Annotated in this window: 20 protein-coding genes and 1 pseudogene; 13 read left to right on the plus strand and 8 right to left on the minus strand. The window is 67.5% G+C overall.

The window, feature by feature from the left end; all coding sequences use genetic code 11:
* Positions 1-13 precede the first annotated feature (13 nt).
* On the plus strand, positions 14-1096 hold the full coding sequence (locus MMA15_RS13955) for an inositol-3-phosphate synthase (RefSeq protein ID WP_241059914.1): 1083 nt from the start codon (positions 14-16) through the stop codon (positions 1094-1096).
* Positions 1097-1344: 248 nt separating this feature from the next.
* Here MMA15_RS13955 and MMA15_RS13960 read toward each other — a convergent pair whose 3' ends face one another.
* The 3 genes from MMA15_RS13960 to MMA15_RS13970 all read right to left on the minus strand — a co-directional run bounded on the left by MMA15_RS13960 (position 1345) and on the right by MMA15_RS13970 (position 5385).
* Complete coding sequence (locus MMA15_RS13960) at positions 1345-2376, minus strand: alanine racemase (protein ID WP_241059915.1); 1032 nt, start codon at positions 2374-2376, stop codon at positions 1345-1347.
* A gap of 93 nt (positions 2377-2469) precedes the next feature.
* Positions 2470-3588, minus strand: coding sequence for a lipid II:glycine glycyltransferase FemX (locus tag MMA15_RS13965; protein ID WP_241059917.1), 1119 nt, complete (start codon positions 3586-3588; stop codon positions 2470-2472).
* 150 nt (positions 3589-3738) lie between these two features.
* Positions 3739-5385, minus strand: coding sequence for an MFS transporter (locus MMA15_RS13970; protein WP_241059919.1), 1647 nt, complete (start codon positions 5383-5385; stop codon positions 3739-3741).
* Between the two features lie 393 nt (positions 5386-5778).
* Here MMA15_RS13970 and MMA15_RS13975 point away from each other — a divergent pair, with 393 nt between their 5' ends.
* Positions 5779-6723: a DUF5996 family protein gene (locus MMA15_RS13975; protein ID WP_241059920.1), complete on the plus strand. Its 945-nt coding sequence runs from the start codon at positions 5779-5781 to the stop codon at positions 6721-6723.
* A gap of 178 nt (positions 6724-6901) precedes the next feature.
* On the opposite strand, the gene MMA15_RS13980 is transcribed toward MMA15_RS13975, so the two are convergent.
* Together MMA15_RS13980 and MMA15_RS13985 are read right to left on the minus strand one after the other, a co-directional pair.
* Entirely contained in the window at positions 6902-7264 is a 363-nt protein-coding gene (locus tag MMA15_RS13980) for a UBP-type zinc finger domain-containing protein (RefSeq protein WP_241059922.1), read from the minus strand.
* A gap of 283 nt (positions 7265-7547) precedes the next feature.
* A complete protein-coding gene (locus tag MMA15_RS13985; protein WP_241059924.1) occupies positions 7548-7847 on the minus strand; it encodes a hypothetical protein in 300 nt (99 codons plus the stop codon).
* 232 nt (positions 7848-8079) lie between these two features.
* Here MMA15_RS13985 and rpsF point away from each other — a divergent pair, with 232 nt between their 5' ends.
* From rpsF to rplI, 4 genes and pseudogenes are all read left to right on the plus strand, one after another.
* On the plus strand, positions 8080-8370 hold the full coding sequence (gene rpsF, locus MMA15_RS13990; protein ID WP_241059926.1) for a 30S ribosomal protein S6: 291 nt from the start codon (positions 8080-8082) through the stop codon (positions 8368-8370).
* 191 nt (positions 8371-8561) lie between these two features.
* A complete protein-coding gene (locus MMA15_RS13995; RefSeq protein ID WP_241059928.1) occupies positions 8562-9104 on the plus strand; it encodes a single-stranded DNA-binding protein in 543 nt (180 codons plus the stop codon).
* A 50-nt stretch (positions 9105-9154) separates the two neighbouring features.
* Positions 9155-9391 (plus strand): 30S ribosomal protein S18, encoded by a 237-nt coding sequence (rpsR, locus tag MMA15_RS14000; protein ID WP_241059930.1) that lies wholly within the window; start codon positions 9155-9157, stop codon positions 9389-9391.
* 18 nt (positions 9392-9409) lie between these two features.
* Positions 9410-9857, plus strand: a pseudogene (gene rplI, locus MMA15_RS14005) (50S ribosomal protein L9).
* A 150-nt stretch (positions 9858-10007) separates the two neighbouring features.
* Here rplI and MMA15_RS14010 read toward each other — a convergent pair.
* Positions 10008-11348 carry an MATE family efflux transporter gene (locus MMA15_RS14010; RefSeq protein WP_241059932.1) on the minus strand — a complete coding sequence of 447 codons (1341 nt, stop codon included), beginning with the start codon at positions 11346-11348 and terminating at the stop codon, positions 10008-10010.
* 714 nt (positions 11349-12062) lie between these two features.
* Between MMA15_RS14010 and MMA15_RS14015 the strand changes: the two genes are divergently transcribed.
* The 5 genes from MMA15_RS14015 (at position 12063) to MMA15_RS14035 (ending at position 22556) form a co-directional block, all read left to right on the plus strand.
* Complete coding sequence (locus MMA15_RS14015) at positions 12063-15749, plus strand: replicative DNA helicase (RefSeq protein WP_308290615.1); 3687 nt, start codon at positions 12063-12065, stop codon at positions 15747-15749.
* A 260-nt stretch (positions 15750-16009) separates the two neighbouring features.
* Entirely contained in the window at positions 16010-16654 is a 645-nt protein-coding gene (locus tag MMA15_RS14020; RefSeq protein WP_241063184.1) for a TnsA-like heteromeric transposase endonuclease subunit, read from the plus strand.
* On the plus strand, positions 16651-18786 hold the full coding sequence (locus MMA15_RS14025; protein WP_241059935.1) for a TnsB C-terminal domain-containing protein: 2136 nt from the start codon (positions 16651-16653) through the stop codon (positions 18784-18786). The genes MMA15_RS14020 and MMA15_RS14025 overlap by 4 nt, the downstream gene beginning before the upstream one ends.
* A 223-nt stretch (positions 18787-19009) precedes the next feature.
* A complete protein-coding gene (locus MMA15_RS14030) occupies positions 19010-19825 on the plus strand; it encodes an ATP-binding protein (protein ID WP_241059937.1) in 816 nt (271 codons plus the stop codon).
* A gap of 55 nt (positions 19826-19880) precedes the next feature.
* Positions 19881-22556 (plus strand): TniQ family protein, encoded by a 2676-nt coding sequence (locus MMA15_RS14035; protein ID WP_241059939.1) that lies wholly within the window; start codon positions 19881-19883, stop codon positions 22554-22556.
* 253 nt (positions 22557-22809) lie between these two features.
* Here the strand turns inward: MMA15_RS14035 and MMA15_RS14040 are convergent, their stop codons facing one another.
* Complete coding sequence (locus MMA15_RS14040) at positions 22810-23223, minus strand: hypothetical protein (RefSeq protein ID WP_241059941.1); 414 nt, start codon at positions 23221-23223, stop codon at positions 22810-22812.
* Between the two features lie 940 nt (positions 23224-24163).
* On the opposite strand from MMA15_RS14040, the gene MMA15_RS14050 reads away from it, so the two are divergent.
* Both MMA15_RS14050 and MMA15_RS14055 read left to right on the plus strand, forming a co-directional pair.
* Positions 24164-24427: a helix-turn-helix transcriptional regulator gene (locus MMA15_RS14050; protein WP_241059943.1), complete on the plus strand. Its 264-nt coding sequence runs from the start codon at positions 24164-24166 to the stop codon at positions 24425-24427.
* Between the two features lie 325 nt (positions 24428-24752).
* Positions 24753-26225: a UvrD-helicase domain-containing protein gene (locus tag MMA15_RS14055; protein ID WP_241059945.1), complete on the plus strand. Its 1473-nt coding sequence runs from the start codon at positions 24753-24755 to the stop codon at positions 26223-26225.
* On the opposite strand, the gene MMA15_RS14060 is transcribed toward MMA15_RS14055, so the two are convergent.
* Positions 26149-26439, minus strand: coding sequence for a helix-turn-helix domain-containing protein (locus tag MMA15_RS14060; protein WP_241059946.1), 291 nt, complete (start codon positions 26437-26439; stop codon positions 26149-26151). The genes MMA15_RS14055 and MMA15_RS14060 overlap by 77 nt on opposite strands.
* Positions 26440-26478: the final 39 nt, after the last annotated feature.

A 26478-nucleotide genomic window follows, 5' to 3' on the forward strand; every position in this document is an offset into this window, starting at 1 on the left:
GGGAGCAGCCGGAATGGGTTCGGTTCGTGTAGCCATCGCAGGCGTGGGCAACTGCGCCGCCTCGCTGGTGCAGGGCGTCGAGTACTACAAGGACGCCGACCCGGGCACCAAGGTGCCGGGCCTGATGCATGTGCAGTTCGGCGAATACCACGTGCGGGACGTGGAGTTCGTCGCCGCCTTCGACGTCGACGGCAAGAAGGTCGGCCTCGACCTGGCGGACGCGATCGGCGCGAGCGAGAACAACACCATCAACATCTGTGACGTGCCGCCCTCCGGCGTGACCGTGCAGCGCGGGCACACCCTCGACGGACTCGGCAGGTACTACCGGGAGACCATCGACGAGTCCGACGCCGAGCCGGTCGACGTCGTGCGCGCCCTGCGGGACTCCGAGGCCGACGTACTGGTCTGCTATCTGCCCGTCGGCTCCCAGGAGGCCGTCGAGTTCTACGCCCAGTGCGCCGTCGACGCGGGCGTCGCCTTCGTCAACGCGCTGCCCGTCTTCATCGCCGGTACGAAGGAGTGGGCGGAGAAGTTCACCGAGGCCGGGGTCCCGATCGTCGGCGACGACATCAAGTCCCAGGTGGGCGCGACCATTACGCACCGCGTGCTGGCACGGCTCTTCGAGGACCGCGGCGTCATCCTCGACCGCACGATGCAGCTCAACGTCGGCGGCAACATGGACTTCAAGAACATGCTGGAGCGCGACCGGCTGGAGTCGAAGAAGATCTCCAAGACGCAGGCCGTCACCTCGCAGATCCGCGACCGCGAACTCGGCGCGGACAACGTGCACATCGGCCCGTCCGACTACGTGGCATGGCTGGACGACCGCAAGTGGGCCTACGTACGCCTCGAGGGGCGCGCGTTCGGAGACGTACCGCTCAACCTGGAGTACAAGCTGGAGGTCTGGGACTCGCCGAACTCCGCGGGCGTCATCATCGACGCCCTGCGCGCGGCGAAGATCGCGAAGGACCGGGGCATCGGCGGGCCGATCCTGTCGGCGTCGTCGTACTTCATGAAGTCGCCGCCCGTGCAGTACTACGACGACGAGGCGCGCGAGCTGGTGCAGGCGTTCATCGACGGGAAGGCCGAACGCTGAGGCGGTAGCGGCGAGTTGTGACTCGGCGTGGGGGCGCGGCGCGAGAAGGCCGCGCCCCCGCCGCCTTCCCGGCCTCTCCGCGCCGCCGTCGTGCCCGGTCGCGGGGTGCCCGTGTCCGTCTGCGCGTCCGCGTCCGTCCGCGTATCCGTGTCCATAGCCGTTCGACCCGGGAGTGCCGACGGGCCTGCGGCGGAACCGAGGCCGGACCGGCGGCGAAGGGCTCCGACGGTTCGAGCGCGTCGGACGGTTCAGCGGTCGACCGTGCGGTCCACCATCGTCGTCGTGTGGCGAAGCTGCGCCGTCAGCTCCTCGCCGACCTTCGGCTCCGGCGCCTCCGACGGCACGAACAGAATCGACATCTGCATGTGCGGCGGCTCCGCGAACCACCTCTGCTTGCCGCCCCAGAGGAACGGCGACAGGTTCCGGTTGACCGTCGCGAGTCCCGCGCGGGCCACGCCCTTCGCCCGCGACGTCATTCCGTGCAGCGCCTTCGGCGACTCCAGGCCCACTCCGTGCGAGGTGCCTCCGGCGACGACCACGAGCCATCCGTCGCCCGGGGCCTTCGTCTGCCGGTAGCCGAAACGGTCGCCCTTCACCACCCGCGTCACGTCAAGGATCGAGCCCCGGTACTCCGTGGCGTCGTGATCGCCCAGCCACAGCCTCGTACCGATGCGCGCCCTGAAGCGGGTACGGGGGAACTGCTGCTGGAGACGGGCGAATTCGTCCGGGCCGAGGTGGGAGACGAACATCGTGTCCAGCGGCAGCCTCGCCGCGCGCAGCCGGTCCATCCAGCCGATGACCTCCTCCACCGCGTCCGAACCGTCCGTACGGTCCAGCGGCAGATGGATCGCGAAGCCCTCCAGCCGTACCTCGTCGATCGCGGCGTGCAGCTTCGGCAGGTCCTCCTCGGTCACACCGTGGCGCTTCATGGTGCTCATGACCTCGATGACGACCCGCGCCCCCCGCATCAGCCCGACGCCCTCGACCGACGACACCGAGCGGATCGCGCGGTCGGGCAGCGGCACCGGCTCCTCGTCCTTGCGGAAAGGCGTGAGCACCAGCAGGTCGCCGCCGAAGAAGTCCTTCATGCGGGCGGCCTCGTAAGTCGTGCCGACAGCGAGGATGTCGCTGCCGAAACGGGTGGCTTCGTCGGCGAGCCGCTCGTGCCCGAAGCCGTAGCCGTTGCCTTTGCAGACCGGGACGAGGCCCGGGTACTGCTGGATCACCGCCTGCTGGTGCGCCCGCCAGCGATCGGTATCGACGTAGAGGGTGAGCGCCATGGCCGGTAGGGAACCTTTCTTCCGTCTCTCGTCTCGGTGTCTTTGCGACCTCTCGGCCGGCGCGGTCGCGGTGGGTGGGGGCGTCCCGCGCCGTCAGCGTCGCGACATGTAGATGTCAAGCGCCTTGTGCAGCAGCTTATTGAGGGGGAAGTCCCACTCGCCGAGATACTCGGCGGCCTCTCCCCCGGTGCCGACCTTGAACTGGATCAGCCCGAACAGGTGGTCGGACTCGTCCAGGGAGTCGCTGATGCCGCGGAGGTCGTAGACGCTCGCGCCGAGCGCGTAGGCGTCCTGGAGCATCCGCCACTGCATCGCGTTCGAAGGCCGCACCTCTCGCTTGTGGTTGGCCGAGGCCCCGTACGAGTACCACACGTGGCCGCCCACGATCAGCATGGTCGCCGCAGCGATGCGCTCGCCCTCGTGCTCGGCGAAGTACAGCCGCATGCGGTTGGGGTCCTCGGCGTTGAGGACCTTCCACATCCGCTCGAAGTAAGCCTTCGGCCGCGGCCGGAACTTGTCGCGCTCCGCGGTGATCTCGTACAGCCGCTGCCAGTCGTCGAGATCGGCCAGCCCACCCTGAACGACCTCGACCCCGGCCTTGTCGGCCTTCTTGATGTTGCGCCGCCAGAGCTGGTTGAAGCCCTTGTGGACCTCTTCCAACGACCGTCCTTCGAGCGGCACTTGGAAGACGTAGCGCGGCTGTACGTCACCGAAGCCCGCACCGCCGTCCTCGCCCTGCTGCCAGCCCATCCGCCGCAGCCTGTCCCCGACTTCGAACGCACGAGGCTCGATGTGCGTGGCCTGCACATCCCGCAGCCGCTTCACGTCCGGGTCCTGGATGCCGCGCTTGATCGCGGGAGCGTCCCAGCGGCGGATCACCACGGGCGGGCCCATCTTCACGGAGAACGCGCCCTGTTGCTTGAGATGGGCGAGCATCGGCCGCAGCCAGTCCTCCAGTTGAGGCGAGTACCAGTCGATGAGCGGGCCCTCCGGCAGGTACGCCAGATAGCGCTTGACTCTCGGAAGCTGCCTGTAGAGCACCAGACCGGCGCCGACGAGCTGACCGTCGCCGTCGAACCAGCCCAGATTCTCCGAGCGCCACTCGCCCTTCACATCGGCCCACGCGGGTACCTGACAGTGGCTCGCCGAGGGCAGGCCGTTGACATACGCCAGGTGCTGCTCACGGCTGATGGTCCTCAGGGTCAGGCTCATGCGGGGACGCTCCTCCGGGCACAGATGGGTGACTCGCCGGGAAGCCTACTGTGCGTCGGGGTGCCCCCACTCCCCGCCGCCGGGCTTCTCCGGGTCGTGGACGGTCCCATTCCGTCGCGGAACGGACTTCTACGGACCGCGACGGTCACATCACTCCCGGTCGGGGAGGTGCGCCGCGTCCGTGCCGCCCGGTCCGCTCCGCCCGCCGGTGAGCCGCTCCCGCTCGGCGGCCTGCGGGGGCGCCGAAAGCGAACAGGTTCTGCACACCGCGTCCACGGTCTCCTGCCGCGGCGGCTTCGGCCGTACGAACAGCCACGCGACGACCGCGGCGCAGCCCAGCAGCCCGGCGCACGTCAGCGTCGCCCCGTGGAAGGCGGCGTCGACGTCGGCGGGCGAGCGGTACTCGTCGCCGGAAAGCCCCACCACCGACGGGATCGCCGCCACGGAGACCAGACCGCCGGTGCGTGCCGCCGCATTGTTGATGCCGCTCGCGGTGCCCGCCCTGCCCACGTCGACGGAGTCCAGCACCGTCGCCGTCAGCGGGGCGACCAGCAGCGTCATCCCGGCTCCCAGCCCCACACCCGCGGGCAGCACGTCCGCGAAGTACGAGGCGTCCGGCCCGATGCGCAGCATCAGCAGCACGCCCGCGGTGGCCACCACGGGCCCGGCCGTGAGCGGCACATGCGGCCCGATGCGCTTGCCCAGCCGCGCCGCCCGGCTGGAGAAGGCCAGCATCAGCAGCGTCAGCGGCAGCAGCGCGAGCCCGGCGACCAGCGGCGAGAAGCCCGCGGTGGTCTGGAGTTGCAGCACGAGGAAGAACGACACCGCGGCGAGCGCCCCGTAGATGAGGATCGTCACCACGTTGGTGTACGAGAACATCCGCACGCGGAACAGCCCCAGCGGAACCATCGGATGCGGCGAGCGCCGTTCCGCCACGATGAACGCCGCCCCCAGCAGCACCGCCGCCCCTCCCGTCACGAGCGCCGCGAGGGGCTGCGTCGACGCGGCCGTCAGCGCGTAGGTCAGCGAGCACAGCGACAGCGCGGCCAGCACCGCGCCCGGCACGTCGAAGCGCCCGCTCGCCGACTCGTCCCGGTTCTCCGGTACGTGGCGCAGCGCGACGGCCACGGTGAGCGCGGCCAGGGGCAGATTGATCAGGAACACCCAGCGCCAGCCGGGCCCGCCCGCCAGCCAGCCGCCGAGCAGCGGACCCACGGCGCCGGCGACCCCGCCGAGCCCGGCCCAGGTTCCTACGGCACCGGCCCGGTCCTGGGGCCGGAACACCGCCTGGATGATCGCAAGGGAACCCGGCGTCAGCAGCGCGCCGCCGACCCCTTGCAGCCCGCGCGCCCCCACCAGCAGCTCCGCGCTGGGGGCGAGCCCGCACATCGCGGACGACACCGCGAACCACAGCACCCCCACGACGAAGATCCTTCGGCGTCCGTAACGGTCGCCGAGGGAGCCGCCGAGCAGAATCAGCCCGGCCAGGGTGAGCAGGTACGCGTTCACCGCCCACTGCAACCCGGCGAGGCTCGCGTCCAGATCGGCGCCGATGCGCGGCAGCGCTACGTTCACGGCCGTACCGTCCAGCAGCACCATGCTCGAACCGAGCACCGTCGTGAACAGCACCCATCGGCCGGTGGCACTGGAGAGCGCGATGTCGCCCGCGGCTCCGCCCACGCCTTCGGGCCGGCCGCCGCCGGTCCCGCTCTCGCCCTCGCCTGTGCGGTCCGGCTTCTCGTCTGCCGTCCTGCCGTCCGTACTGCCTGTCGTCTTGCGGAAGCGCGAAGCGTCCATGGCATCCATCCTGCTTCCGGGGAGCGCGATGAGCACCGGGGATGCGTACGAGTGCGCTGCCGGGGGCCGGTCTCCCGGGCGCACATCTCCGCGCCGCCGCGTACGTCCGACGGCGCGCGGGCGCCGGACGCGTACGGGCCGGGCAGCCGTATGAGCTGGGGCGAAGCCGTGCGCACATGCCGGACCCCGGGGATCTCGGCATCATGGAACCGCCATGCAGCCGCCCGAACGGCGGGCCGCACCGGCCGCCGTCCCGTGCGGGCAGCGCCGCAGCACGAGACACCAAGGCACGCGCCACAACGGCACCCGGCCGTACGGCACCCGGCAGAACGTCAGCACAACGGCACACGGCAGTACGGCACCAAGCACCGCAGCAGGAAAGGGGACGACGCCATGGAGCTCTTCCCGCCCCTGCCGCTCAGCGAGTGGCGGGACACCAAGGAGACCCTGCACCGTTTCGAGCAGCTCATCGGCAAGATCCGTCTGTCGTCGAGCAGCCGCCGCAACCACTGGTGGAACGTGCCGTTCCATGTCACCGGACGCGGCATCACCACACGCCCGATGGGCCAGTCCGACGGCAACCCCGTCTACACCATCGACTTCGACTTCGTCGATCACCAGCTCGTCGTCACGACGCTCGACGGCACGGCCGTCTCCTTCCCCCTCCTCGGCCAGTCCGTGGCCTCGTTCCGCCGCAACACCCTGGAGATCCTCGCCGACCTCGGCATCCACGCCGAGATCCCCCACCCCGAGCCCTTCGACCTGGCCGACTCGTCCAGGCCCTTCGCCCAGGACACCGAGCACCACACCTACGACCCCGGACACGCCAACCGCTACTGGCAGGTCCTCAGTCAAGTCGCCCTGATCCTGGAGGAGTTCGCGGCGCGCTTCTCCGGCAAGAGCAGCCCCGTGCACCACTTCTGGCACACGTTCGACATCGCACACACCCGCTTCTCCGGGCGGCACGTCGACCAGCCCCCGCAGACCGACCCCGTGACACGTGAGGCGTACTCGGAGGAAGTCACCAGCTTCGGCTTCTGGTTCGGCGACGACTCCTTCGCCGAACCGGCCTTCTACTCCTACGCCGCCCCCGAACCGCCTGGCCTGGAACTGGAACCGCTGAGGCCGCGGGCCGCGCGCTGGGCCGCACAGGACGGGAGCCACCTCGCGCTGCTGCGTTACGACGACGCCCGCGCCCTCGACGACCCGCGGGCGGCGGTGCTCGACTTCTACGAGAGCGCCTACCGGGCGGCGGCGGCCCGTGCCGACTGGGACATCGACGCGTTCACCAGCCCCGGCGGCGTGACGGACCCGAGGCTGGCGGTGCAGCACCGCTGAGGCGTACGAGCACAGGCACGGGCACGAGCGCGAGCACTGGTACGGGCAAGCACTGAGGCGTGGGCGGGCCGGCGTCCCGGCCCGTCAACGCCGCCCACGCCGCGTACCTGAGTCGCCGCGTACCTCAGCCTCCGTGGCCCTCAACCCGCCGCTGCCTCAGTCCAGTCGGCCAAGTCGGCTAGTGCAGTTGACGCTGCCAGTCCGCGGGGACCCTTCCCTCCGGGCCCGGAGTCGGCTGCGTCCGCGGATGCGACGTGGGCGGAGCCAGCTCGGGCCCCTCGTAGACCTGCTCGGTCTCCGCGTTCCAGAACCAGTCCTCGTCCGGCTCGAAACTGGTCAGAAAGGGATGCCCCGCCTGCTGGGCGTGCTTCGTCGCGTGCTGCCCGGGAGACGAGTCGCAGCAGCCGATATGGCCGCACGCCGCACAGCGCCGCAGATGGAACCACCATCCCGGCCCGTCGCCCGCCGAACACTCCACGCACCCCGTGCCGCTCGGCGGCGCCGAAGGGTCGATTCCGGGGATCCCGTCCTGCTGTGCCATGACCCAGCCACCTCTCGCTCGGCCCCCTCACGAACAGCCCCCTCGTAACGGCCTTCGCGTGTACGGGCCGGGCGTCAGCCGTCACACGATCGACTGACGCTCGCTGCCGTACGACCGCCGATGAGCCGCCGACGGCCGGCGAACGCCAACGCCCACAGGCCGCCGACCGCCACGGTAAGCAGCACGCACACCCCCGGCACCTCGGCACGGGACCGTATGCAGCAAAGACAGCAGAAAGCGGGGCACCGGCCACCGTGCGGAAACCCCGCCCGGCCCGCGCGGCTCAGCCCAGCAGACCGCCGTGCGCCATCCCCAGATAGAAGCCGAAGGCCGCACCGCCGAGCCCGATGATCAGCGCGAAGCGCTCACCCGTCGTGGCGGAGATGAACTGACCCCACGCCCCCGTGACGATGCCCGCCAGCCCGGTCCAGGCGCTGAGCACATGCAGCCCCTGCCAGAAGGCGGTGAAGAACGCGACCGTGCCCAGCAGCACCGTCACCACCGCGAGCGAACTCTCCAGCGGGTGGGCCCTGCCGTCGTCGAGGAGCATGGAGACCGGGTTGTGCCGTACTGCCTGTGCCATGCGGCACCTCCTGACAGAGGACAGCATCGGCGGCGCCCCTCGTGACGCCGCTCACACCGATGCGTCCAGGTTGCGGCGACTTGCCCCCGGATTTCAACCGGAAGGCCCAAGCCGGGTAGTCTGAACGGTCTGCACCCGCCGCCCCCAGCGAGCGGCAGAGGGTGCGGAACGCATCACGAACCTCCTGCCACGGAACGACCGTGGCCGCGAGTCCGAAGGAGGTGGGTTCCACATGCGTCACTACGAGGTGATGGTGATCCTCGACCCCGATCTCGAAGAGCGTGCGATCTCCCCGCTCATCGAGAACTTCCTCTCCGTCATCCGCGACGGCAAGGGCAAGGTCGAGAAGGTCGACACCTGGGGCCGTCGCCGGCTCTCCTACGAGATCAACAAGAAGCCCGAGGGCATCTACTCGGTCATCGACGTCCAGGCCGAGCCTGCGACCGTCAAGGAACTCGACCGCCAGATGAATCTGAACGAGTCGGTCCTGCGCACCAAGGTCCTGCGCCCCGCAGCCCACTGACCTTCCCCCGAGCCGTACGGCCACGAGCCGACCGGCACACGGGACGGTACGAGGGCCGGGGACGGTCACAGCACCGGACGCCGGCACACATCGAGTACGCGCCGAGTAACGCCGGGCAGCGGCACAGCCGTTGCGCGAGCACAGGCCACAGAAGCCACAAGCAGCCAGCAGCACCCGCCGAGAGGTACCCCATGGCAGGCGAGACCGTCATCACGGTCGTCGGCAATCTCGTCGACGACCCCGAGCTGCGCTTCACCCCCTCCGGTGCGGCGGTCGCGAAGTTCCGCGTCGCGTCCACCCCCCGCACCTTCGACCGCCAGACCAACGAGTGGAAGGACGGCGAAAGCCTCTTCCTGACCTGCTCGGTCTGGCGTCAGGCGGCGGAGAACGTCGCCGAGTCCCTCACCAAGGGCACGCGGGTCGTCGTACAGGGACGCCTCAAGCAGCGCTCGTACGAAGACCGCGAGGGCATCAAGCGCACGGTCTACGAGCTGGACGTCGACGAGGTCGGCGCCAGCCTCCGCAACGCCACGGCCAAGATCACCAAGACCAGCGGCCGAGGCGGCCAGGGTGGCGGCGGCTGGGGCGGCCAGGGCGGCGGCAGCCAGCAGGGCGGCGGCGCACCCGCGGGCGACCCGTGGGCCACCGGCGCACCGGCCGGCGGCGGCCAGGGCGGCGGAGGCGGCTGGGGCGGAGGCTCCGGCGGCGGCTACTCGGACGAGCCCCCCTTCTGAGGGCGGGGCCATGAAGCTGCACACTTCTTGAGATTCAAACGGAGAGAGACATGGCGAAGCCGCCTGCTCGCAAGCCGAAGAAGAAGGTTTGCGTGTTCTGCAAGGAGAAGATCACCTACGTCGACTACAAGGACACGAACCTGCTGCGGAAGTTCATTTCCGACCGCGGCAAGATCCGTGCCCGCCGGGTCACCGGCAACTGCACCCAGCACCAGCGCGACGTCGCCACGGCCGTGAAGAACAGCCGTGAGATGGCGCTGCTCCCCTACACCTCGACCGCTCGATAAGGGAAGGGTGACCGACAGATGAAGATCATCCTGACCAACGAGGTGTCCGGGCTCGGTGCCGCGGGCGACGTCGTCGAGGTCCGCGACGGCTACGCGCGCAACTACCTGATCCCGCGCCGCGTCGCCATCCGGTGGACCAAGGGCGGGGAGAAGGACGTCGAGCAGATCCGCCGCGCCCGCAAGATCCACGAGATCGCCACCATCGAGCAGGCCAACGAGGTCAAGACCCGCATCGAGGGCGTCAACGTGCGCCTGAAGGTACGGGCGGGCCACCAGGGCCGGCTCTTCGGCTCCGTCACCCCGGCCGACATCGCCGGCGCCGTCAAGGACAGCCGGCGGGCCGGAGATCGACAAGCGCCGCATCGAGGTGGGCGCGCCCATCAAGACCCTGGGCTCCCACCAGGTCACGGTGCGCCTGCACGCCGAGGTCGCGGCCAAGGTGGACATCGAGGTTCTCGCCGCCTGACGACGGCAGTTCGCGACGTACAGTCCGCGACGGCACAAACGAGGAGGGCCGTACCCCGGCGTCGGGGTACGGCCCTCTCCGTATGCGCACGCCGTCTCCGGCCGCAAGCCGTAAGCCGCAAGCCGCATAAGCCGTCGGCCTACCGGCCCCTCAGGCCCGCACGGCGCCCGTCACCACCCACCGGCCCGAGCGGGCACGCGCCCACAGCGTCACCAGCCGGACCCCCATCATCACGCCCGCGATCGTCCACCACAGCGCCGTCAGACCGCCGCCCACCACCGGCACCAGCAGCGCCACCGGAGCGAACACCGCCAGCGTCACCAGCATCGCCCCCGCCAGATACGGACCGTCCCCCGCACCCATCAGCACACCGTCCAGCACGAACACCACCCCCGCCACCGGCTGCGTCACCGCCACCACCAGCAACGCCGACGTCAACTCCGCGATGACCGCACCGTCCGACGTGAACAACGGCATGAACAACGGCCGCGACGCCACCACCAGCAACCCCAGCACCACACCGGAGACCACGCCCCAACGCACCATCCGGCCGCACGCCGCCCGCGCACCCGCAGCGTCCTCCGCCCCCAGATAACGTCCGATGATCGCCTGCCCGGCGATCGCGATCGCGTCCAGCGCGAAAGCCAGCAACGACCAGAGCGTCAGCGCGATCTGATGGGCCGCGATGTCCGCGTCGCCCAGCCGCGCCGCCACCGCCGTCGCGATCATCAGCACCGCCCGCAGCGACAACGTACGTATCAGCAGCGGCGCACCCGCCTGCGCACACGCCCGTATGCCCGCCGCATCAGGACGCAACGACGCACCGTGCCGCCGCGCACCCCGCACCACCACGAACAGATACACCGCGGTCATCGCCCACTGCGCCAGCACCGTCCCCCAGGCGGAACCAGCGATGCCCAGCCCGAACCCGTAGACCAGCAGCGCGTTCAGCGCGGCGTTCGCGGAGAAGCCACCGACCGCCACATACAAGGGAGTTCGCGTGTCCTGAAGACCCCTCAGCACGCCCGTCGCCGCCAGCACCACAAGCATCGCGGGAATGCCGAGCGCACTGACACGCAGATACGTCACCGCATGAGGAGCCGCCTTCGCCGAGGCGCCGAACAGTTCCACCAGCGCCGCCGCGGCCGGAACCACCGCCACGATCACCGCCGCGCCGAGCAGCAGAGCGAGCCAGATTCCGTCCATGCCCTGCCGGATCGCCGACGGCAGATCCCCGGAGCCGACGCGGCGGGCCACGGCCGCGGTCGTCGCATACGCGAGGAAGACGAAGACGTTGACCCCGGTCTGGAGGAGGGCCGCCGCCACGCCCAGCCCCGCGAGTTGGGGGGTGCCCAAGTGCCCGACGATGGCGCTGTCCACCATGACGAAGAGGGGTTCGGCGACGAGCGCGCCGAACGCGGGAAGGGCGAGCGCGACTATCTCGCGGTCGTGGCGCCGCATGGTGGCGCGCGTGGCAGCAGGGTCGTTCATGGGTTCGATCCAAGCATCCACAAGTAATGACTGCAAGTGGCCTGTGTCTATTACGCTTGTGGGTGCTCCCGTGCATGTGCGGCAACCGTGGGTCAAGTCGCGTAACGATCCGGATCCGGGTGCCGACTTTTTTTCCCCGCACAGGCGGTGGATGCCGAAGTCACAGGTCAGAGGGGGTGTGGGAGGAGGGCTCAAGACTTCTCCACAGGGCTGTCCCCTGAGCCGTACACAGCTTTCGCCGTCTTCTCCACAGAAACTTGAATGCTGTCCACATCACCCTGTGGATAACAAGATTGGCTGACGCCCCGAGCGCCCATAACGTGGGCCGTCGCCCGTCCCACGAACCCCTCGTCAACTCCGTTGCCTCGACGCGCCGATGCACAGCCGGACGGCCGATTGTCAGAGCCGTGCCGTAAGAAAGAGGGGCACTGCGGTGAGGTCCGGTCGTGCGCGATCGCTGGACGGGGAGGAGGTGGACGCGTGACTCAGCAGTCCGGACACATCGAGGATCCGTGGGCGTCCGACCCCGGAGCCCGCGGTGCCGCGCGCCCCGCCCCCGACGACCGCTTCCCCACCGCCCGCAACGGCCACGGTCACGGGGTCAACGGCGGCCATGGCGCGGGACGCGGCGCGGGCGAGCAGGCACTCGCCGACCGCCACGACCGCGGTGCGGACTCGCACGCCCCGGCGCCCGCCCCCGTCTCCTTCGAACGTGTGCCGCCGCAGGACCTCGAAGCCGAACAGTCCGTGCTCGGCGGCATGATGCTCTCCAAGGACGCCATCGCCGACGTCGTCGAAGTCCTCAAGGGCCACGACTTCTACCGCCCCGCGCACGCGACGGTCTACGAGGCGATCCTCGACCTCTACGCCAAGGGCGAGCCCGCCGACCCCATCACCGTCACCGCCGAACTCACCCGCCGCGGCGAGATCAGCCGCGTCGGCGGGCCCGGGTACGTCCACTCGCTCGTGCAGACGGTGCCCACGGCCGCGAACGCCGAGTACTACGCGGAGATCGTGCACGAACGGGCGGTGCTGCGCCGCCTCGTGGAGGCCGGCACCCGCATCACACAGATGGGATACGCGGCCGACGGCGACGTCGACGACATCGTCAACTCCGCTCAGGCGGAGATCTATTCGGTCACCGAGCAGCGCACCTCGGAGGACTATCTTCCGCTCGGCGACATCATGGAGGGCGCACTCGACGAGATCGAGGCGATCGGCTCGCGCAGCGGCCAGATGACGGGCGTGCCCACGGGGTTCACCGACCTGGACTCTCTGACCAACGGGCTACACCCCGGCCAGATGATCGTCATCGCGGCGAGGCCCGCGATGGGCAAGGCGCTGGCGCTCGACACCCCGCTGCCGACCCCTGCCGGGTGGACGACGATGGGCGAAGTGCGCGGCGGGGACCTGCTGTTGGACGCGTCGGGCCGTCCGACGCGGGTGACCGCCGTTACGGACGTGCTGTACGACCGGCGCTGCTACAAGATCACGTTCGACGACGGCGCCACGGTGATCGCCGATGCGGAGCACCAGTGGCCGATCACTACCCGGAGCGCCCGGGACTTCCGTGGCGGGCAGGGGACTTGGGCGTCGGTGCGGACCACTCGGGAGATCGCCGGGACGGTCCGCCGCGGTGCCTCGGCCGGCGCGCCGCACCATTCGGTCGCCAATGCCGCGCCCTTGGAGCTGCCGGAACGGGACCTTCCCGTCGGCCCGTACACCCTCGGCGCCTGGCTGGGGGGCGGCCGTGGCCACGCGTCCCGGATCGATCCGGCTCGAACCACCGCCCCTGATCCGGAACTTCTGGCCCATATCGAGGCCGAGGGCTTCGGCGCGCGCTCTGCCGGGACTCGGAGGGCGGGTCATGTCCTGCGTCCGGCCGTGGACGAGGCCGGGGCGCAGCCGCCGGGGGCAGGTTCCCGGCGTGCGGCCGGTCTGGCGGCGCTCCTCCGTGAGGCCGGGGTTGTGGACGGCGAGCACATTCCAGGCCCGTATCTTCGCGCTTCGGTGGGACAACGGCGGGCGCTGCTCGCGGGGCTGCTCGACGCCAACGGCACGGTGACGGGCGGCGGTTCGGTCCGGTTCACGGTGACGAGCAGGGCGCTCGCCGAGGGTTTCCGTGAACTGGTGACGAGTCTCGGCTATCGCTGCGATCGGTCGGTCAGGCGTGCGGGGGGCCGCAGCGAGTCGGCGTCGGTCCGCCACATCACGACGTTCACCACGGACGACGAGGTGTTCCGGCTGGAGCGCAAACGGCTTCAGCACAAGGAGCGGCGGTCGTTCGCGCCTACGGTGCCGGGACCGGGGCAGCGTTTCATTCGCGACGTCACGCCGGTCGCGTCGGTCCCCGTGCGCTGTGTCGAGGTCGACAATCCCCGTCACCTCTATCTGGCGACGCGTTCGATGGTCCCCACGCACAACTCGACGCTTGCGCTGGACTTCGCGCGTGCCTGTTCCGTACGGCACAGCATGCCCAGCGTGATCTTCTCGCTGGAGATGGGGCGCAACGAGATCGCGATGCGTCTGCTCTCGGCGGAGGCTCGGGTGGCGCTGCACCACATGCGTTCGGGTTCCATGACGGACGAGGACTGGACGCGGCTGGCCCGCCAGATGCCGCAGGTGACGGAGGCGCCGCTGTACATCGACGATTCGCCGAATCTGTCGATGATGGAGATCAGGGCGAAGTGCCGCCGCCTGAAGCAGCGGAACGATCTGAAGCTGGTCGTGATCGACTATCTCCAGCTCATGCAGACGGGCAGTTCACGACGTCCCGAGAGCCGCCAGCAGGAAGTCTCGGAGATGTCCCGGAATCTGAAGCTGCTCGCGAAGGAGCTGGAAGTTCCGGTGATCGCGCTGTCGCAGCTCAACCGTGGGCCTGAGCAGCGTACGGACAAGAAGCCGATGGTCTCGGATCTTCGTGAGAGCGGCTGCATGACCGCCGACACGACTCTGCTCCGTGCGGACACTGGAGTACCCGTCACCTTCGCGGAGTTGATGAAGGACGGGCATGAAGGCGTGCTGGTGTGGTCGCTCGACGAAGAGCGACGTCTTGTACGGGCGCCGGTCACCAACGTCTTCTCGTCGGGTGTGAAGCCCGTGTATCGACTGCGGCTCGCTTCCGGGCGGGAGGTCAAGGCGACGGGGAATCATCCGTTCCTGACCTTCGGGGGATGGACGCCGCTGGAGGACCTCGCGGTGGGAGACCGGATCGCGGTTCCCCGGCGCACCCCCGAGCCTCTTGGGACGGGGCTCGGCTGGTCGGAGCACCGGCTCGGTCTGCTGGCGCATCTCATCGGCGACGGCTGCGTCCTGCGCGAGCAGCCCGTTCACTACACGTCGGACGATGAGGCCAACCTTGACTTCGTCGAGGCGGCGGCGCGTGCGGAGTTCGGGATCACACCGCGCAGGACACCGCAGAAGTCGTGGTGGCACTCGTATCTGCCCGCGCCGTACCGGTGCACCCATGGGCGGTACAACCCGCTGCATGTCTGGTTCCGTGAGTTGGGCATCGAGGGTCTGCGGTCGCATGAGAAGCGGATTCCCGAGGAGCTGTACTCGGCGACCGACGAGGAGGTGGCCGTCTTCCTGCGGCATCTGTGGGCGACGGACGGCAGCGTGTGGATGTCGAAGCCCGGTTCCAGGGGCGCGGCGCGGATCTATTACGCCACGTCGAGCCGCCTGCTCGCCGACGGCGTCGTCCGGCTGCTCTCCCGCTTCGGCATCGTCGCGCGGACGAATCAGGTGTCCAAGAAGGGCTATGAGCGGCCGGGTTACCACGTGACGGTTTCCGGCGGCCCCGACATGCTCACCTTCTGCCGCCGGATCGGGGTGCACGGGCGCCGCGGTGAGAGGGCCGAGCTGCTCGAGGCCGAGCTCCGCGAGCGGAAGGTGAACACGAACGTCGACTCCCTCCCGCTGGAGTCATGGGAATTGGTCAAGGCGGAGCGTGTACGTGCGGGGCTTACGGAGCGCCAGTTCCAGGCGGCTCTCGGCATGCGGTACTGCGGCTCGGCGCTGTACGACAGCTGCCCGTCACGTGCACGAATGAGCCGGTGCGCGGATGTTCTGGATTCGGAGAAGTTGCGGGCTGTCGCGGATGACGACGTGTTCTGGGACCGGATCGTCGCCGTGGACCCGCTCGGCGAGCAGCCCGTCTATGACGCCACCGTCAAGGGCACCCACAACTTCGTCGCCGACGGCATCGCCGCGCACAACAGCATCGAACAGGACGCCGACATGGTGGTGCTGCTGCATCGTGAGGACGCCTACGAGAAGGAGTCGCCGAGGGCGGGGGAGGCGGATCTGATCGTGGCGAAGCACCGTAATGGGCCGACGGCGACGATCACGGTGGCCTTCCAGGGGCACTACTCGCGATTCGTGGACATGGCGCAGACGTAGGGCGTTCGGGGTGTAGGGCCTCTTGTTGCGTGTCGGAATCTCACGGCCGATGTCGGACCACTGTCGGATGCGACGAACCGCTGAGACTCGCAGGTCGTGGCACTCACTCGTTTAGGTGAAGGCGTGACGGTATGCCTTCGCAGGTCTGCTGACAGCTGCACCGTGGCCGTGGAGGGCAGTTCGACCTGGGGGTGCGCGTGGAGGCCGAGGTTAGCTTCCGAAGGCTAAGCGGTGATGTTGAGGTCCGGTCTTGGGATTCGGTGGCGGAGGCATCGCTCCGGTCTGCTGCACCGTGGCGGACATTCCGCTGGCACAAGGGGCAGAAGCACTACTCGGGCACGTACTGGGCTGCCACGATGCAGGATCACGTGATCTACGAATCGCGCTTGGAACTTGCGCGGCTACTGTTCGCCGACTTTGACCCTTCGGTACGCGACATCGTGGCCCAGCCCTTCCTGCTCAAGGTCGTGGTGGAGGGCAGAGTCCGAAAACACATTCCCGACTACTTCCTGGTGACGGAGCACGGCCCGGTCGTCGTGGATGTGAAGCCGCGCCGACGGTTAGAACAGCCGGTGGTGGCCTCTACGTTCGAGTGGACGCGTCGAGTCGTTGAGTCTCGTGGGTGGCGCTACGAGGTGTGGAGCGAGCCGCCGGAAACGGAGTTGGAGAACGTCCGCTTTTTGGCCGGGTACCGCCGCGACTGGTTGTTCAGCCGTGAGCTCCTTCAGGAAGTACGGCGAGCTGCTCTTGACGGTGTCACTTTGAGGGATGCTGCGCGGTGTGTTCCCGGCTGCGAGGAGGAACGGGTTCGGGCCGCGATCCACCACCTCCTCTGGAAGAACGAGCTTCGCGTTGAGCTCACCTGCCCACTGCGGCCCTCGACGGTGCTGCGGAGGTCGGCGTGAGCAGTGCTGGTACGCGGGTCGGTGTCGGGACGCGGTTCCTCTACGACGGCGAGGCCGTCGAGGTGGTCGAGTTGGCGGCGACAACCGCGGGCAACGAGGTCGTTTTGAAGGATGCGCGCGGACGAGTCCAGCGTCTGTCGCTGAAGGAACTCCTCTTCTCCGACCGCGCTCGCGTCGTCCCCGACGGTCCCGGCCCTTCGGGAGGAGACCCGGATGAGGTCGCTTCGGTGGTGTTGGATCAGCTCAACGACGAAGAACGTGAGCTGACGGCCGAGCGGGCCTACCACATCCGGGAAGTGCTGACGGGCTATCGGTCGGGCAGCCAGGAGTTGGCGGTCGGCGGAGAGCCGCGAGATAAGTACGCACCACATGCGCCGATGGAGGCCAGGAAAGCCGCCAAGGCGGCAGAAATCGGTGTCACTGTCCGCACTATCGAGCGGTGGATCGGCGCCTTCCGTGACCGAGGTGAGGCTGGGCTGGCCCCCCGGAAGAGCTCCGGGTCCGGTCCTGCGACGTCGGCGGACATGCGGTGGGTGGAGACGGCGCTCGAGGTGATGGTCGAGCACACCGACGAGTCGCGGCCGTCTCGGACGATGGTTATCGAGCGGACACGGGCTCGGGTGACCGCGCGGTTCGGTCCGGATGTGGTGCCGCAGCCGAGTAGGGCGACGGCGTTTCGCATCCTGGGGGATCTGGAGCGGAAGCATCCGCTGTTCCGCCTGAGCACGAAGCGGAACCGGGATATCGCCGACCGGCCTAAGGGCCCTTACGGGAAGCTACGGCCCACGAGGCCGGGTGAGTACCTGTTGATGGACTCCACGCGGTTGGATGTGTTCGCGTTCGATCCGTTCACGTTGCGGTGGGTACAGGCTGAGCTGAGTGTCGGTATGGACTGGTATACCCGCTGCATCACCGGGGTGAGGTTGACTCCAGTGTCCACGAAGGCCGTGGATGTCGCGAAGGTTCTGTTCGAGTCCTTCCGGCCTCGACCGTTCAGTGAGGACTGGCCGCGCGGGGCGGTCTGGCCCGAGCACGGCATCCCGCGCATCGCGCTGGTCGATGTCGCTGTCGAGGGGATCGGTCTGGCGTCGCCGCCAATCGCGCCGGAGACGCTGGTGGTCGACCATGGCATGGTCTACGTCTCGGATCATCTCAACAGTGTCTGCCGCCGGATGGGCATCTCGATCCAACCTGCGCGGCTGCGGACGGGGCGGGACAAGGGGCCCGTGGAGCGGTTCTTCCGCACACTGCGCGAGAGCCTGTTGCAGGCTCTACCCGGCTATAAGGGCCCGGATATCCACTCCCGAGGGGAGAATCCGGAAGGTGACGCCTTCTATTTCCTGGACGAGTTGGAGGCGATCATCCGGGAGTGGATCGCGACGAAGTACCACTGCCGACCGCACTCCAGTCTCGTCGACCCACGGGTGCCGGGGCTTCGAATGTCTCCGGCGCAGATGTTCGAGCACGGCATTGCGCGGGCTGGCTACATCGAAGTCCCCCGGGATCGCGACCTCGGATTCGAGTTCCTGCCGACGAGGTGGCGGACGATCCAGCACTATGGCATCGAGATCGATGGCCGTCGTTACCGCGGCCCTGGTCTGCCGCGTCCGGGAACAAAGAGCCCCTACACATACCAGGGGAAGCACATTCACTGGCCCTTCCAGGCCAACCCCGATGACATCACGACGATCTACTTCCGGGACCAGGAACGGGTGTGGCACCGGCTGACCTGGGAGCACGCGGCGGTAGTAGAAACGCCTCTGAGTGAGGAGGCTTTGGCCTTCGCCCGCAAGCTTGCGGCGAAAAAGTACCGCTATCCCGATGACCGGCTCGCGGTCGCCGACCTGCTGGAGCGTTGGAATGCGGGGCTGGGGACCACGCCCGCGGAGCGGCGCATGGCGCTTCGGCTGTCGCGCGAGGAGGAGGGTCTCAGGCTGCCCGAAACTGCCGAGGATACCGTCGCTTCTCTTCCCTCCGTCCGCCGAGCCTTGGGCGACGCCGAGGAGACGCCGCAAGCAAGTCCGAAGCAAGCCTCCGAGATTGAGGACGGGGACGACGACGCAGCGGAGTCCGAAGACCTGGCGAATGAGGACGACTTCTATGCGACCGCGCTAGAGGACATCGATGACTAACCGCCACCAAACTGATCCTGCAGACGGCCTACGGGAGAAGCTGGACCACCTGACTCTTTCCCGTAAGGAGGGTCTCAGGCGGCTGGCCGAGGCCTCGCCACGGCCCCAGCCTGAGGTGCTGTCGCGTCGTCAGCTCGGAGACTTGGGGGAGGGGGCTCGCACTGAATACGATCGCAGTCGCCGCAAGTGGCATGCGAACATCGGCCCGCTTCAGACACCACAAATGGAGGCGCTGCTCGAGGACTTGTGGGACATTTTCGACAGCAACGATCATGACGGTGACAAGGTGAAGAGCAGCATTGCGCTGGACGCCTTTCCTGGCCTGGGAAAGACCACGTCTGCGCTGGCGTTCGCCAAGAGGCTCCACCGCAGGGAGATCGCCGAAGCCGGCGAGCTCACTGAAGCCGGCTTCGAGCGCTGGCCGGTGTGTCGAGTCGGGCTGACTGCCAATACTGGGATGCGCGACTTTAATCGCGCGATCCTGGAGTTCTACGGACACCCGGGCCGCTTCCGCGGCACCGCCGCAGACTTCGGCTACCGAGCACTGGACTGCGTACTGTCCTGCGAAGCCAAGCTCCTGATCGTCGACGACCTACACTTTCTTCACTGGAGGAACCGGTCCGGAGTCGAAGTCAGCAACCACTTCAAGTACATCGCGAACGAGTTCCCCGTGACCTTGCTGATGATCGGTGTCGGGCTGAAGACACGCGGACTGTTCAACGAGGGCGAGGACTTCGAGGACGCAGTCCTGGCTCAAACGGGACGCCGTACCACCCAGCTCGGCATGGAACCGTTCACTGTCCAGACCGAACAGGGACGGCGCGACTGGCGCGCCATGTTGCTGGCTGTCGAGCAACGCCTTGTGCTGGCTGACAGGTACCCCGGAATGATCGCGGACGATCTTTCCGACTACCTATTCGCCCGGAGCACCGGCCACATCGGCTCGCTCATGACCTTGATCAACCGCGGCTGCCAGAAAGCCGTACGCACTGGCAGAACGACGCGGCTTCCGAAGGGGCGCGCCGAGAGCTCCAACTAGCCTTCGAAACTGGCAAATTGAAGAGTCGTCCCACGCCGAAGCGGCGGAAAGCCGCATGAACGACGAGCTTCGGACTTTCCCGATCCGTGTGGCTCCGCTTCCGGGGGAGGCCTTGGATTCTTGGTTCGAAGCGCTGGCCCACAGACTGCACGTCACGCTCGGCGAACTATTGCCGCAGCTCGGTCTGTCACCGCCTAAACACAGCAATAAGAGCGAAGAGTTCGAATGGACGGTGATGCTGCAATCTCACGAGATCGAAAGAATCGCCCGGGTGTCCGGTCTCGACCCGAACACCGTCACCGCGATGACGCTGGCTTGCTACGACGAACGGGCCCTTCTTATCGATCCTGTCACCGGCCGCGTCCGACGGCGTGTGATCTGGGGACGTGGTGGCGGCTCAAGATACTGTCCGTCCTGCCTGTCGGAAGATGGAGGGCGTTGGCAGTTGACTTGGCGACTGGGCTGGTCCTTCGCCTGCGCGCGTCATAGTTGTCTGCTTGCTGATGCGTGTCCCGGATGTGGGAGAATGCAGCGTTACCGCCCTCATCCTCGTCTTGTGCCAGTCCAGCCAGGACACTGTCCAAATCCGGGAAAGACGAATCCCCGGCGCCAACGCTGCGGGGCTGATCTGCGAGAGGCATCTTGTCTCCCACTAACTGAAGGGCACCCAGCGCTACTTGCCCAGCAGTATGTCTGGAAGATCATTCGCTCTGACACGGTTTCCTTCGGCATTTACGCCAGTCACCCGGTCAGGCCCGCGCAGGCCCTGGCCGATCTGAAGGCAATTGCCGCACGGGCCTTGGCTGACGCCAGCGCGGACGAACTGACACGGCGGCTGCCCGACGACCTGCTGACTGACTATCACCAGGCCCGTGCTCACGTGCCCGTTCCCCGTGGACCCGGCAGGGCTGAGGCCCGGCCGGGGTTCATGGCGCCTTCCCACGCTGTTGTCGCTGCGGCCGGCGTTACAGCAGCCGCTGACATCCTCGCCGCCGCCGACATTCGGCAAGCTGGAAGGGCGTTGCGCTGGTTGACCACTGAAGCCCGGCAGCGCGGCATGAACGTGACCGCCTCCAACGTCGGCGCATGGGGCAAGGACACCACCCCACCCCTGCTCGGCGCTCAACTTGTGTCACTCGAAGACGACTTGCAGCCAATGGAGCACCTGCGCTACCGGACCGCAGCGCCGCTTCCGTCTCATCCCGCCAGGGACCCAGATCGAGCACATGCCCTCTCTCGCTCCACACCCAGCCAGTTCTGGCCATCCTGGGCAGCACGACTGTCGCCCGGAAAGACCGGCCACAGCTTCTTTCGTGCTGCGTTATCGATCTGCGTGCTTCTGACAGGCACTCGCCTCGACGTCAACTCCGTGGTTGCTGAACTCGGCGTAGCCATTCCTTCGCACGACATCAGCCGCATCCTCGCGCTGCTTGGCAGAAGTCCGAATTGGCCGCAGATCAGCGCAGCGCTGACCCGTTTCGCCGATCACGTTGTGTACAACCCACCCCCCATCGATTACCGCGTGCGCCGCAGCCTGGACTACAGCGATCTGCTTCCCGACGAACAATGGGAGGCCATCTGTCGCACCACGGGGGCTAGCGGTGGACAGGGACGCAGAGCCATGATCGCCCGGGCCTACCTGTTCAGCCGCCTCAGCGGCCTACCCGGCGAATCAGCCCCTGCCGTCCCAAAGGACACGAGGTTCCGCAACGACCTTGCTGACTTCACCATGATGCGCTTCCCGGAGTTGGCGGCAGCTCTCGATGAGGCTGGCCGTGACTTCCTCGCCCGCCATGGCATCACGAGCGAGCCGGTTGTCTGGCAGCCCTCCCTGAGCATGCTCGACGACTTGGCTCTTCCCGGGCACGATGTCCGGCTCATCGACGTCAGCGAATTGCACCAACTCCTGCTCGGCGGCCGATCCCCTAGCGGGGCCTCTGCTGAGCTGGGCACCAGCTTGGCCGTCGTCCGGTGCCTGCTCGATGCCTCGCCGCTCCCTGCGCGGCACGCTCGCAAGGGCGAAGGCTCGTTGCCTGGACCCAGCGTCAGTCCAGTCAATGACACGACCAAGGATGCTCTGATCCGCCTGTGCTCGGAGGAGAACCTTGCGTTCACGCAGATCAGTCAGCGTCTCGGTATTCGCTGGCGCACTTTCCGCAAGCTCGCCAAAGAGTGCGGCATCGATGTGCCTCGTCAAACGACTCCCTCCAAGGTCAGCCGCGAGTGGCTCTACGAGCAACACGTCATCAAGGGCCACACCCTTGTCGAGCTGGCCAAGAGCGCTGGCCTCAGTAGCTCCGCTATCAACAAATGGGCGAGGGCATATAGCATCCCCGCCAACAGTTCCGTGGTTCATTCCCCGGAGCTGCGTGGTCGACTCGACGTCATGCCTGCCCTCCTCAAACCAGCTTTGACTGGGTACGCCGCCTGGAAGCGCCTCCAGATCTTCGCCAGTCTTCCTGATTATCCAGATCTCACCAGTGCTGCGAGGGCTCTTCACCTCAACCCGCGCGTGATGTGGGAGTACCTCAACCAGCTCGAAGACGATCTTTCCGGTCGTCTACTGGAAAGGTCTAGTCGGGGGCGACGTACCAAGACACCCACCACGCTCGGCCAGGAGGTGATCAAGGCTGTCCGCGAAATCGAGTATGCGATTAACACGGACGTCAACGGCCGCATGTTGACCCCAGTACCACCCGGTATGTCCACCAAAGTGGATGCATCGTCCTGACGCTCGGGACCATTTCTGGTGCTCCTTATTAGACGGTCCCATTCTGCGCCTCTGAACGTGCGGTGTTCCGCGTGAAGCAGCTGGCTGGACGAAGTGATCCGAACCGTGGCTTTGGCGGCCCGCTAGGAAGCTTGGAACTGCCTCGCTCGCCTCAGTGAGATACATGGACATGAGCGGAACTCCAGTGTGAGTGAGCAGGGCGCACTCTGATGCGAGCGGGCCCGAAGGGTGGGGGTGGTGGAGTGCCGCGTGCTTACGGAGCGCAGGGTTGTACGCGATGGAGCAGGCCGGTGAGAGCCGGTGGCCGCGGGTATACCACGGCCGGCAACGGCGGACGCGGGGGCTGCAGCGGCAAGGCGCCGCTCAGCCCCAGGGTCAGGCCGATGATGTGAAGCAGGCGATCCCGGCAACGGTGTGCAGTGGCCGCGACAGCACAGGAGAGCCGCGCGGGCAGATCCGAGGCGGCGCTGAGTGCGTGAATCAGCGCCAGGGCCGCCATGAAGTTCAGTGCAGACATGGCCAGCAGATCGTGGTGAACCGCAGCAGGCAGGCGCAGGTGGTCGTCCAGAGCAGCGGGTGGGATCTGTGTTCCGGTGATCTCCAGCCAGGCAGGCATCAGTGCCTGAACGAGGGCGAGAGCGAACGCTCTTGCCGCGCGCTCTGACACGGAGGACCGGGTAGGTACTGACGGAGAGAACGAGTGCCGCGAATGCTAGCGCCCCCGGAGATAGGGACGTGTCCGTAGTCGCATGATGCAGCCCTGTGGCGAGGGCGACGCCTGACACAGCAATCCCGGCAGCACGCACAGCAATGCTGCGCGTGTTCCGTCAGAGTGCGAAGCTGGTAGACATGTCCGGTCCATCATGACCGACGACAAGCCACCTCTGGTGTGAAAACCGTACTTCGCTGGTCAAAGCGACCTGAAAACCCCACTGGGCTTGTGCGTGCAGCTTCCATGACTATCCCAGTTCCGGCACTTGGTCTTCCTCCGGAACCGTCCACCATGTGTCCGCCTCTTCGGCATCCCAGGGCAAGATTCGAGGAGCCGTAGTGGATGGCGCTGCGTACGAGGCGGCGCGTGGCTCATCGACGCGGGCGGTGGCGACCGTAGCGCTCGCACATTGGCGGCAAGCGTCTGCGAGGCGCCAGGACCGTGGGCACTGGGTTAGCGCGAGGATGATGTCTCCTCCGCAGCCGCGATGACGTGCATGCCAGTGGCAGCCCCCTTCCCTACATCGACACGTGCGCAGGTGGGGCGGTAGCCAGCTGCTACGTGCGTGTTCTGCCAGGTGTCTCAGTGCACCCTGCCGCGGTCCGGCTGTTCCCGGCGGCCGACTGAGCGGGCCGCAACTCGTGCATCTCAATCTCGTCGAACCGCAGTGTGGAAGAACCTCGACAGTCCACACGCGAGGTGGCGGCGTCACTGAGGCCGGCACTGTGGCGGTCACCGGTCACCCTCCTTTTTGGGCAGGTCTGCGCTGCGGTTACCAGCGGGCGGCGGCACTGTAGTGCAGACCTCTGCCCTACGCGGAAGCTGACTGAAGTCGTGTCAGATAGGGCAGAAGTCTGCACTGACAGGGCAGGGGTCTGCACCGTCCGATTACTGAGTGACGATCTTCCCGCCCGAGCCGGACCTCGAAGCGATGCGCTTGGAGCTCTCGCGCCTGCGGGCGGAGCGCGGCTGGACATACGACGAACTTGCCGAACGTAGCGGCCTGGCCAGGCGCACACTCATCGAGATCGAGCAAGGGCGCACCATCGGCACCCTGAAGACCTGGCACGCGCTCGCCCACGCTCTTGGCTCTCCAGTGGGCGCTCTGCTGTCCCATCTCTGCGACGATCACCAGCCACCCAGGCCACCAGCCGGCTAGCGGCTTCGTCGGGGTAGTTCTCCCTCGCTTACGGGGCAGACGGTTCTGCCCGAAGTGATGACCCGACGCGAACGCGTACTCGCCTACGGGAACACGTGAGCATTTCCCGTGCTGCGTGAGAGTGACACGACGGCTGAGTCGCGACAGAAGTGGCCTGACTGGCTGCCACCTTCCCCAGTGCACGACCCCGTTGTGCTGTCTTCAGCCATGGAGCACTGACACCAAATCTCTGAGCAGTGCGTGACTGCGGCGGTCAGTGTGCGCGCCATCTCCAAGGCGCGCGGTCAGCGGTCCACCTCTTGTCGCTTCGATTGGAACATCGCGCATGCTGGATCCCACCGACGAACAAGCCGCTGCCGTCGATGCCTTCCGCGACGGCCAGCACCTCGCCTTGCAGGCCGGCGCGGGTACCGGGAAGACGACCACTCTGGTGATGCTGGCTAACAGCGTCACCAGCCGCGGCCGCTACATCGCCTTCAACAAGGCCATCGCCACGGCGGCAGCCCGCACCTTTCCCCGCCACGTGTTGTGCAAGACCGCCCACTCCCTGGCCTTCGCGGCAGTGGGACACAAGTACCTATCGCGCATGAACGCACCCCGGACAGCGAGTTGGCGCATCGGTCAGAGCCTGGGCATCAGCAAGGGCACCCGCATCGGAGCGCGGGATGTCAGCACGCGAGCGCTCTCCCACAGCATGCTGCAGACGGTCACCGGCTTCTGCCATTCGTCCGACCCCGAACTGACAGCACGCCATGTGCCGTCCCTGCGCGGTATCGAAGCACCGGAAGAACGAGCGGAACTGGCAGAACTGGTCTTGCCGTACGCCCGTAAGGCCTGGGAAGACCTCCAGCAGACCGACGAAGGGATCGTCCGCTTCGAACACGACCACTACCTGAAGATCTGGGCCCTCGCAGAACCCCGGATCCCCGTCGACTTCCTCCTCCTCGACGAAGCCCAGGACACCAACCCCGTCTTGGAGAAGGTCCTCCACGACCAACGCGATCACGCCCAGCTAGTGATGGTCGGGGACTCAGCACAAGCCATCTACGGCTGGCGCGGCGCCCGCGATGTCATGACCGGCTTTGACGGCACCCACCTGCACCTCTCACGCTCCTTCCGATTCGGTCCCCGTCTTGCGGAAGAAGCCAACAGGTGGCTCACCATCGCCGAAGCCCCCATCCGCCTCACGGGAACTCCGGACATCAAGACCACGGTCAGCGCGAGCAGTTCGTCGCCCGCTGCCGTGCTGTGCCGCACCAACGTCGGCGCCATGATCGAAGTTTTGCACCATCTCGACGCCGGCAAACGCGTCGCGCTCGTCGGCGGAGGAGGGGCTCTGCAAGCACTAGCCGTCGCAGCGAGGGACCTGAAGTCCGGACGCCGGACCACCCACCCTGAACTCATCCTTTTCCGCTCCTGGGGCGAACTGCAGGACTACGCCGCCAACGACCCCTCCGGCCGCGACCTCGCGCCGTTGGTGGACCTCGTTGACGAGCACGGCGCCGAGGCCATCCTCACCGCCGTCGACGAGCTGACTCACGAAGACCGCGCCGAGATCACCATCTCCACCGCACATAAAGCGAAGGGGCGGGAGTGGCCATCGATCCGCATCGCCGAAGACTTCACCCCACCACCGGACGACGAGGATAGCCAGGACGAGCACGGCAAACCTCTACCCGGGCCGATCGACCTCGGCGAAGCCCGACTCTCCTACGTCGCCGTCACCCGCGCCCGCCAACACCTCGACCTTGGTGGCCTGTCCTGGATCCACCGGCACCCCCAAGGCTCGCCCCTATAGCGCAGGACATCACTACTGGGCCTGGGAGCTCGGTCGCCCGCAATTCCAGTTCCAGCACCAGGCGTTGGGCTGGGGCATCGAGGTCGACGCCGAACAAGTCGGTAGCCTTCCAGAGCCGCTGGCGAACGGTGTTTTGGTGCACCGCCAGCTCATCGGCTACAGCCCGCACATCCCCGAAATGCGGTCCCAAGGCCGGATCGGAGTCGGTGGTCACCCCGCACGGCCTCGATGAGCCGCTGCCGGACGAGGTCGA

It is taken from the genome of Streptomyces marispadix (assembly GCF_022524345.1).
Taxonomy (GTDB): Bacteria; Actinomycetota; Actinomycetes; order Streptomycetales; family Streptomycetaceae; genus Streptomyces; species Streptomyces marispadix.

Bases quoted from the DNA above. Each gene is read 5' to 3' on its own strand.
- MMA15_RS13955 (WP_241059914.1), top strand. From the start codon at position 14: ATGGGTTCGGTTCGTGTAGCCATCGCAGGCGTGGGCAACTGCGCCGCC.
- MMA15_RS13960 (WP_241059915.1), bottom strand. From the start codon at position 2,376: ATGGCGCTCACCCTCTACGTCGATACCGATCGCTGGCGGGCGCACCAG.
- MMA15_RS13965 (WP_241059917.1), bottom strand. From the start codon at position 3,588: ATGAGCCTGACCCTGAGGACCATCAGCCGTGAGCAGCACCTGGCGTAT.
- MMA15_RS13970 (WP_241059919.1), bottom strand. From the start codon at position 5,385: ATGGACGCTTCGCGCTTCCGCAAGACGACAGGCAGTACGGACGGCAGG.
- MMA15_RS13975 (WP_241059920.1), top strand. From the start codon at position 5,779: ATGGAGCTCTTCCCGCCCCTGCCGCTCAGCGAGTGGCGGGACACCAAG.
- MMA15_RS13980 (WP_241059922.1), bottom strand. From the start codon at position 7,264: ATGGCACAGCAGGACGGGATCCCCGGAATCGACCCTTCGGCGCCGCCG.
- MMA15_RS13985 (WP_241059924.1), bottom strand. From the start codon at position 7,847: ATGGCACAGGCAGTACGGCACAACCCGGTCTCCATGCTCCTCGACGAC.
- rpsF (WP_241059926.1), top strand. From the start codon at position 8,080: ATGCGTCACTACGAGGTGATGGTGATCCTCGACCCCGATCTCGAAGAG.
- MMA15_RS13995 (WP_241059928.1), top strand. From the start codon at position 8,562: ATGGCAGGCGAGACCGTCATCACGGTCGTCGGCAATCTCGTCGACGAC.
- rpsR (WP_241059930.1), top strand. From the start codon at position 9,155: ATGGCGAAGCCGCCTGCTCGCAAGCCGAAGAAGAAGGTTTGCGTGTTC.
- MMA15_RS14010 (WP_241059932.1), bottom strand. From the start codon at position 11,348: ATGAACGACCCTGCTGCCACGCGCGCCACCATGCGGCGCCACGACCGC.
- MMA15_RS14030 (WP_241059937.1), top strand. From the start codon at position 19,010: ATGGAGGCGCTGCTCGAGGACTTGTGGGACATTTTCGACAGCAACGAT.
- MMA15_RS14035 (WP_241059939.1), top strand. From the start codon at position 19,881: ATGAACGACGAGCTTCGGACTTTCCCGATCCGTGTGGCTCCGCTTCCG.
- MMA15_RS14055 (WP_241059945.1), top strand. From the start codon at position 24,753: ATGCTGGATCCCACCGACGAACAAGCCGCTGCCGTCGATGCCTTCCGC.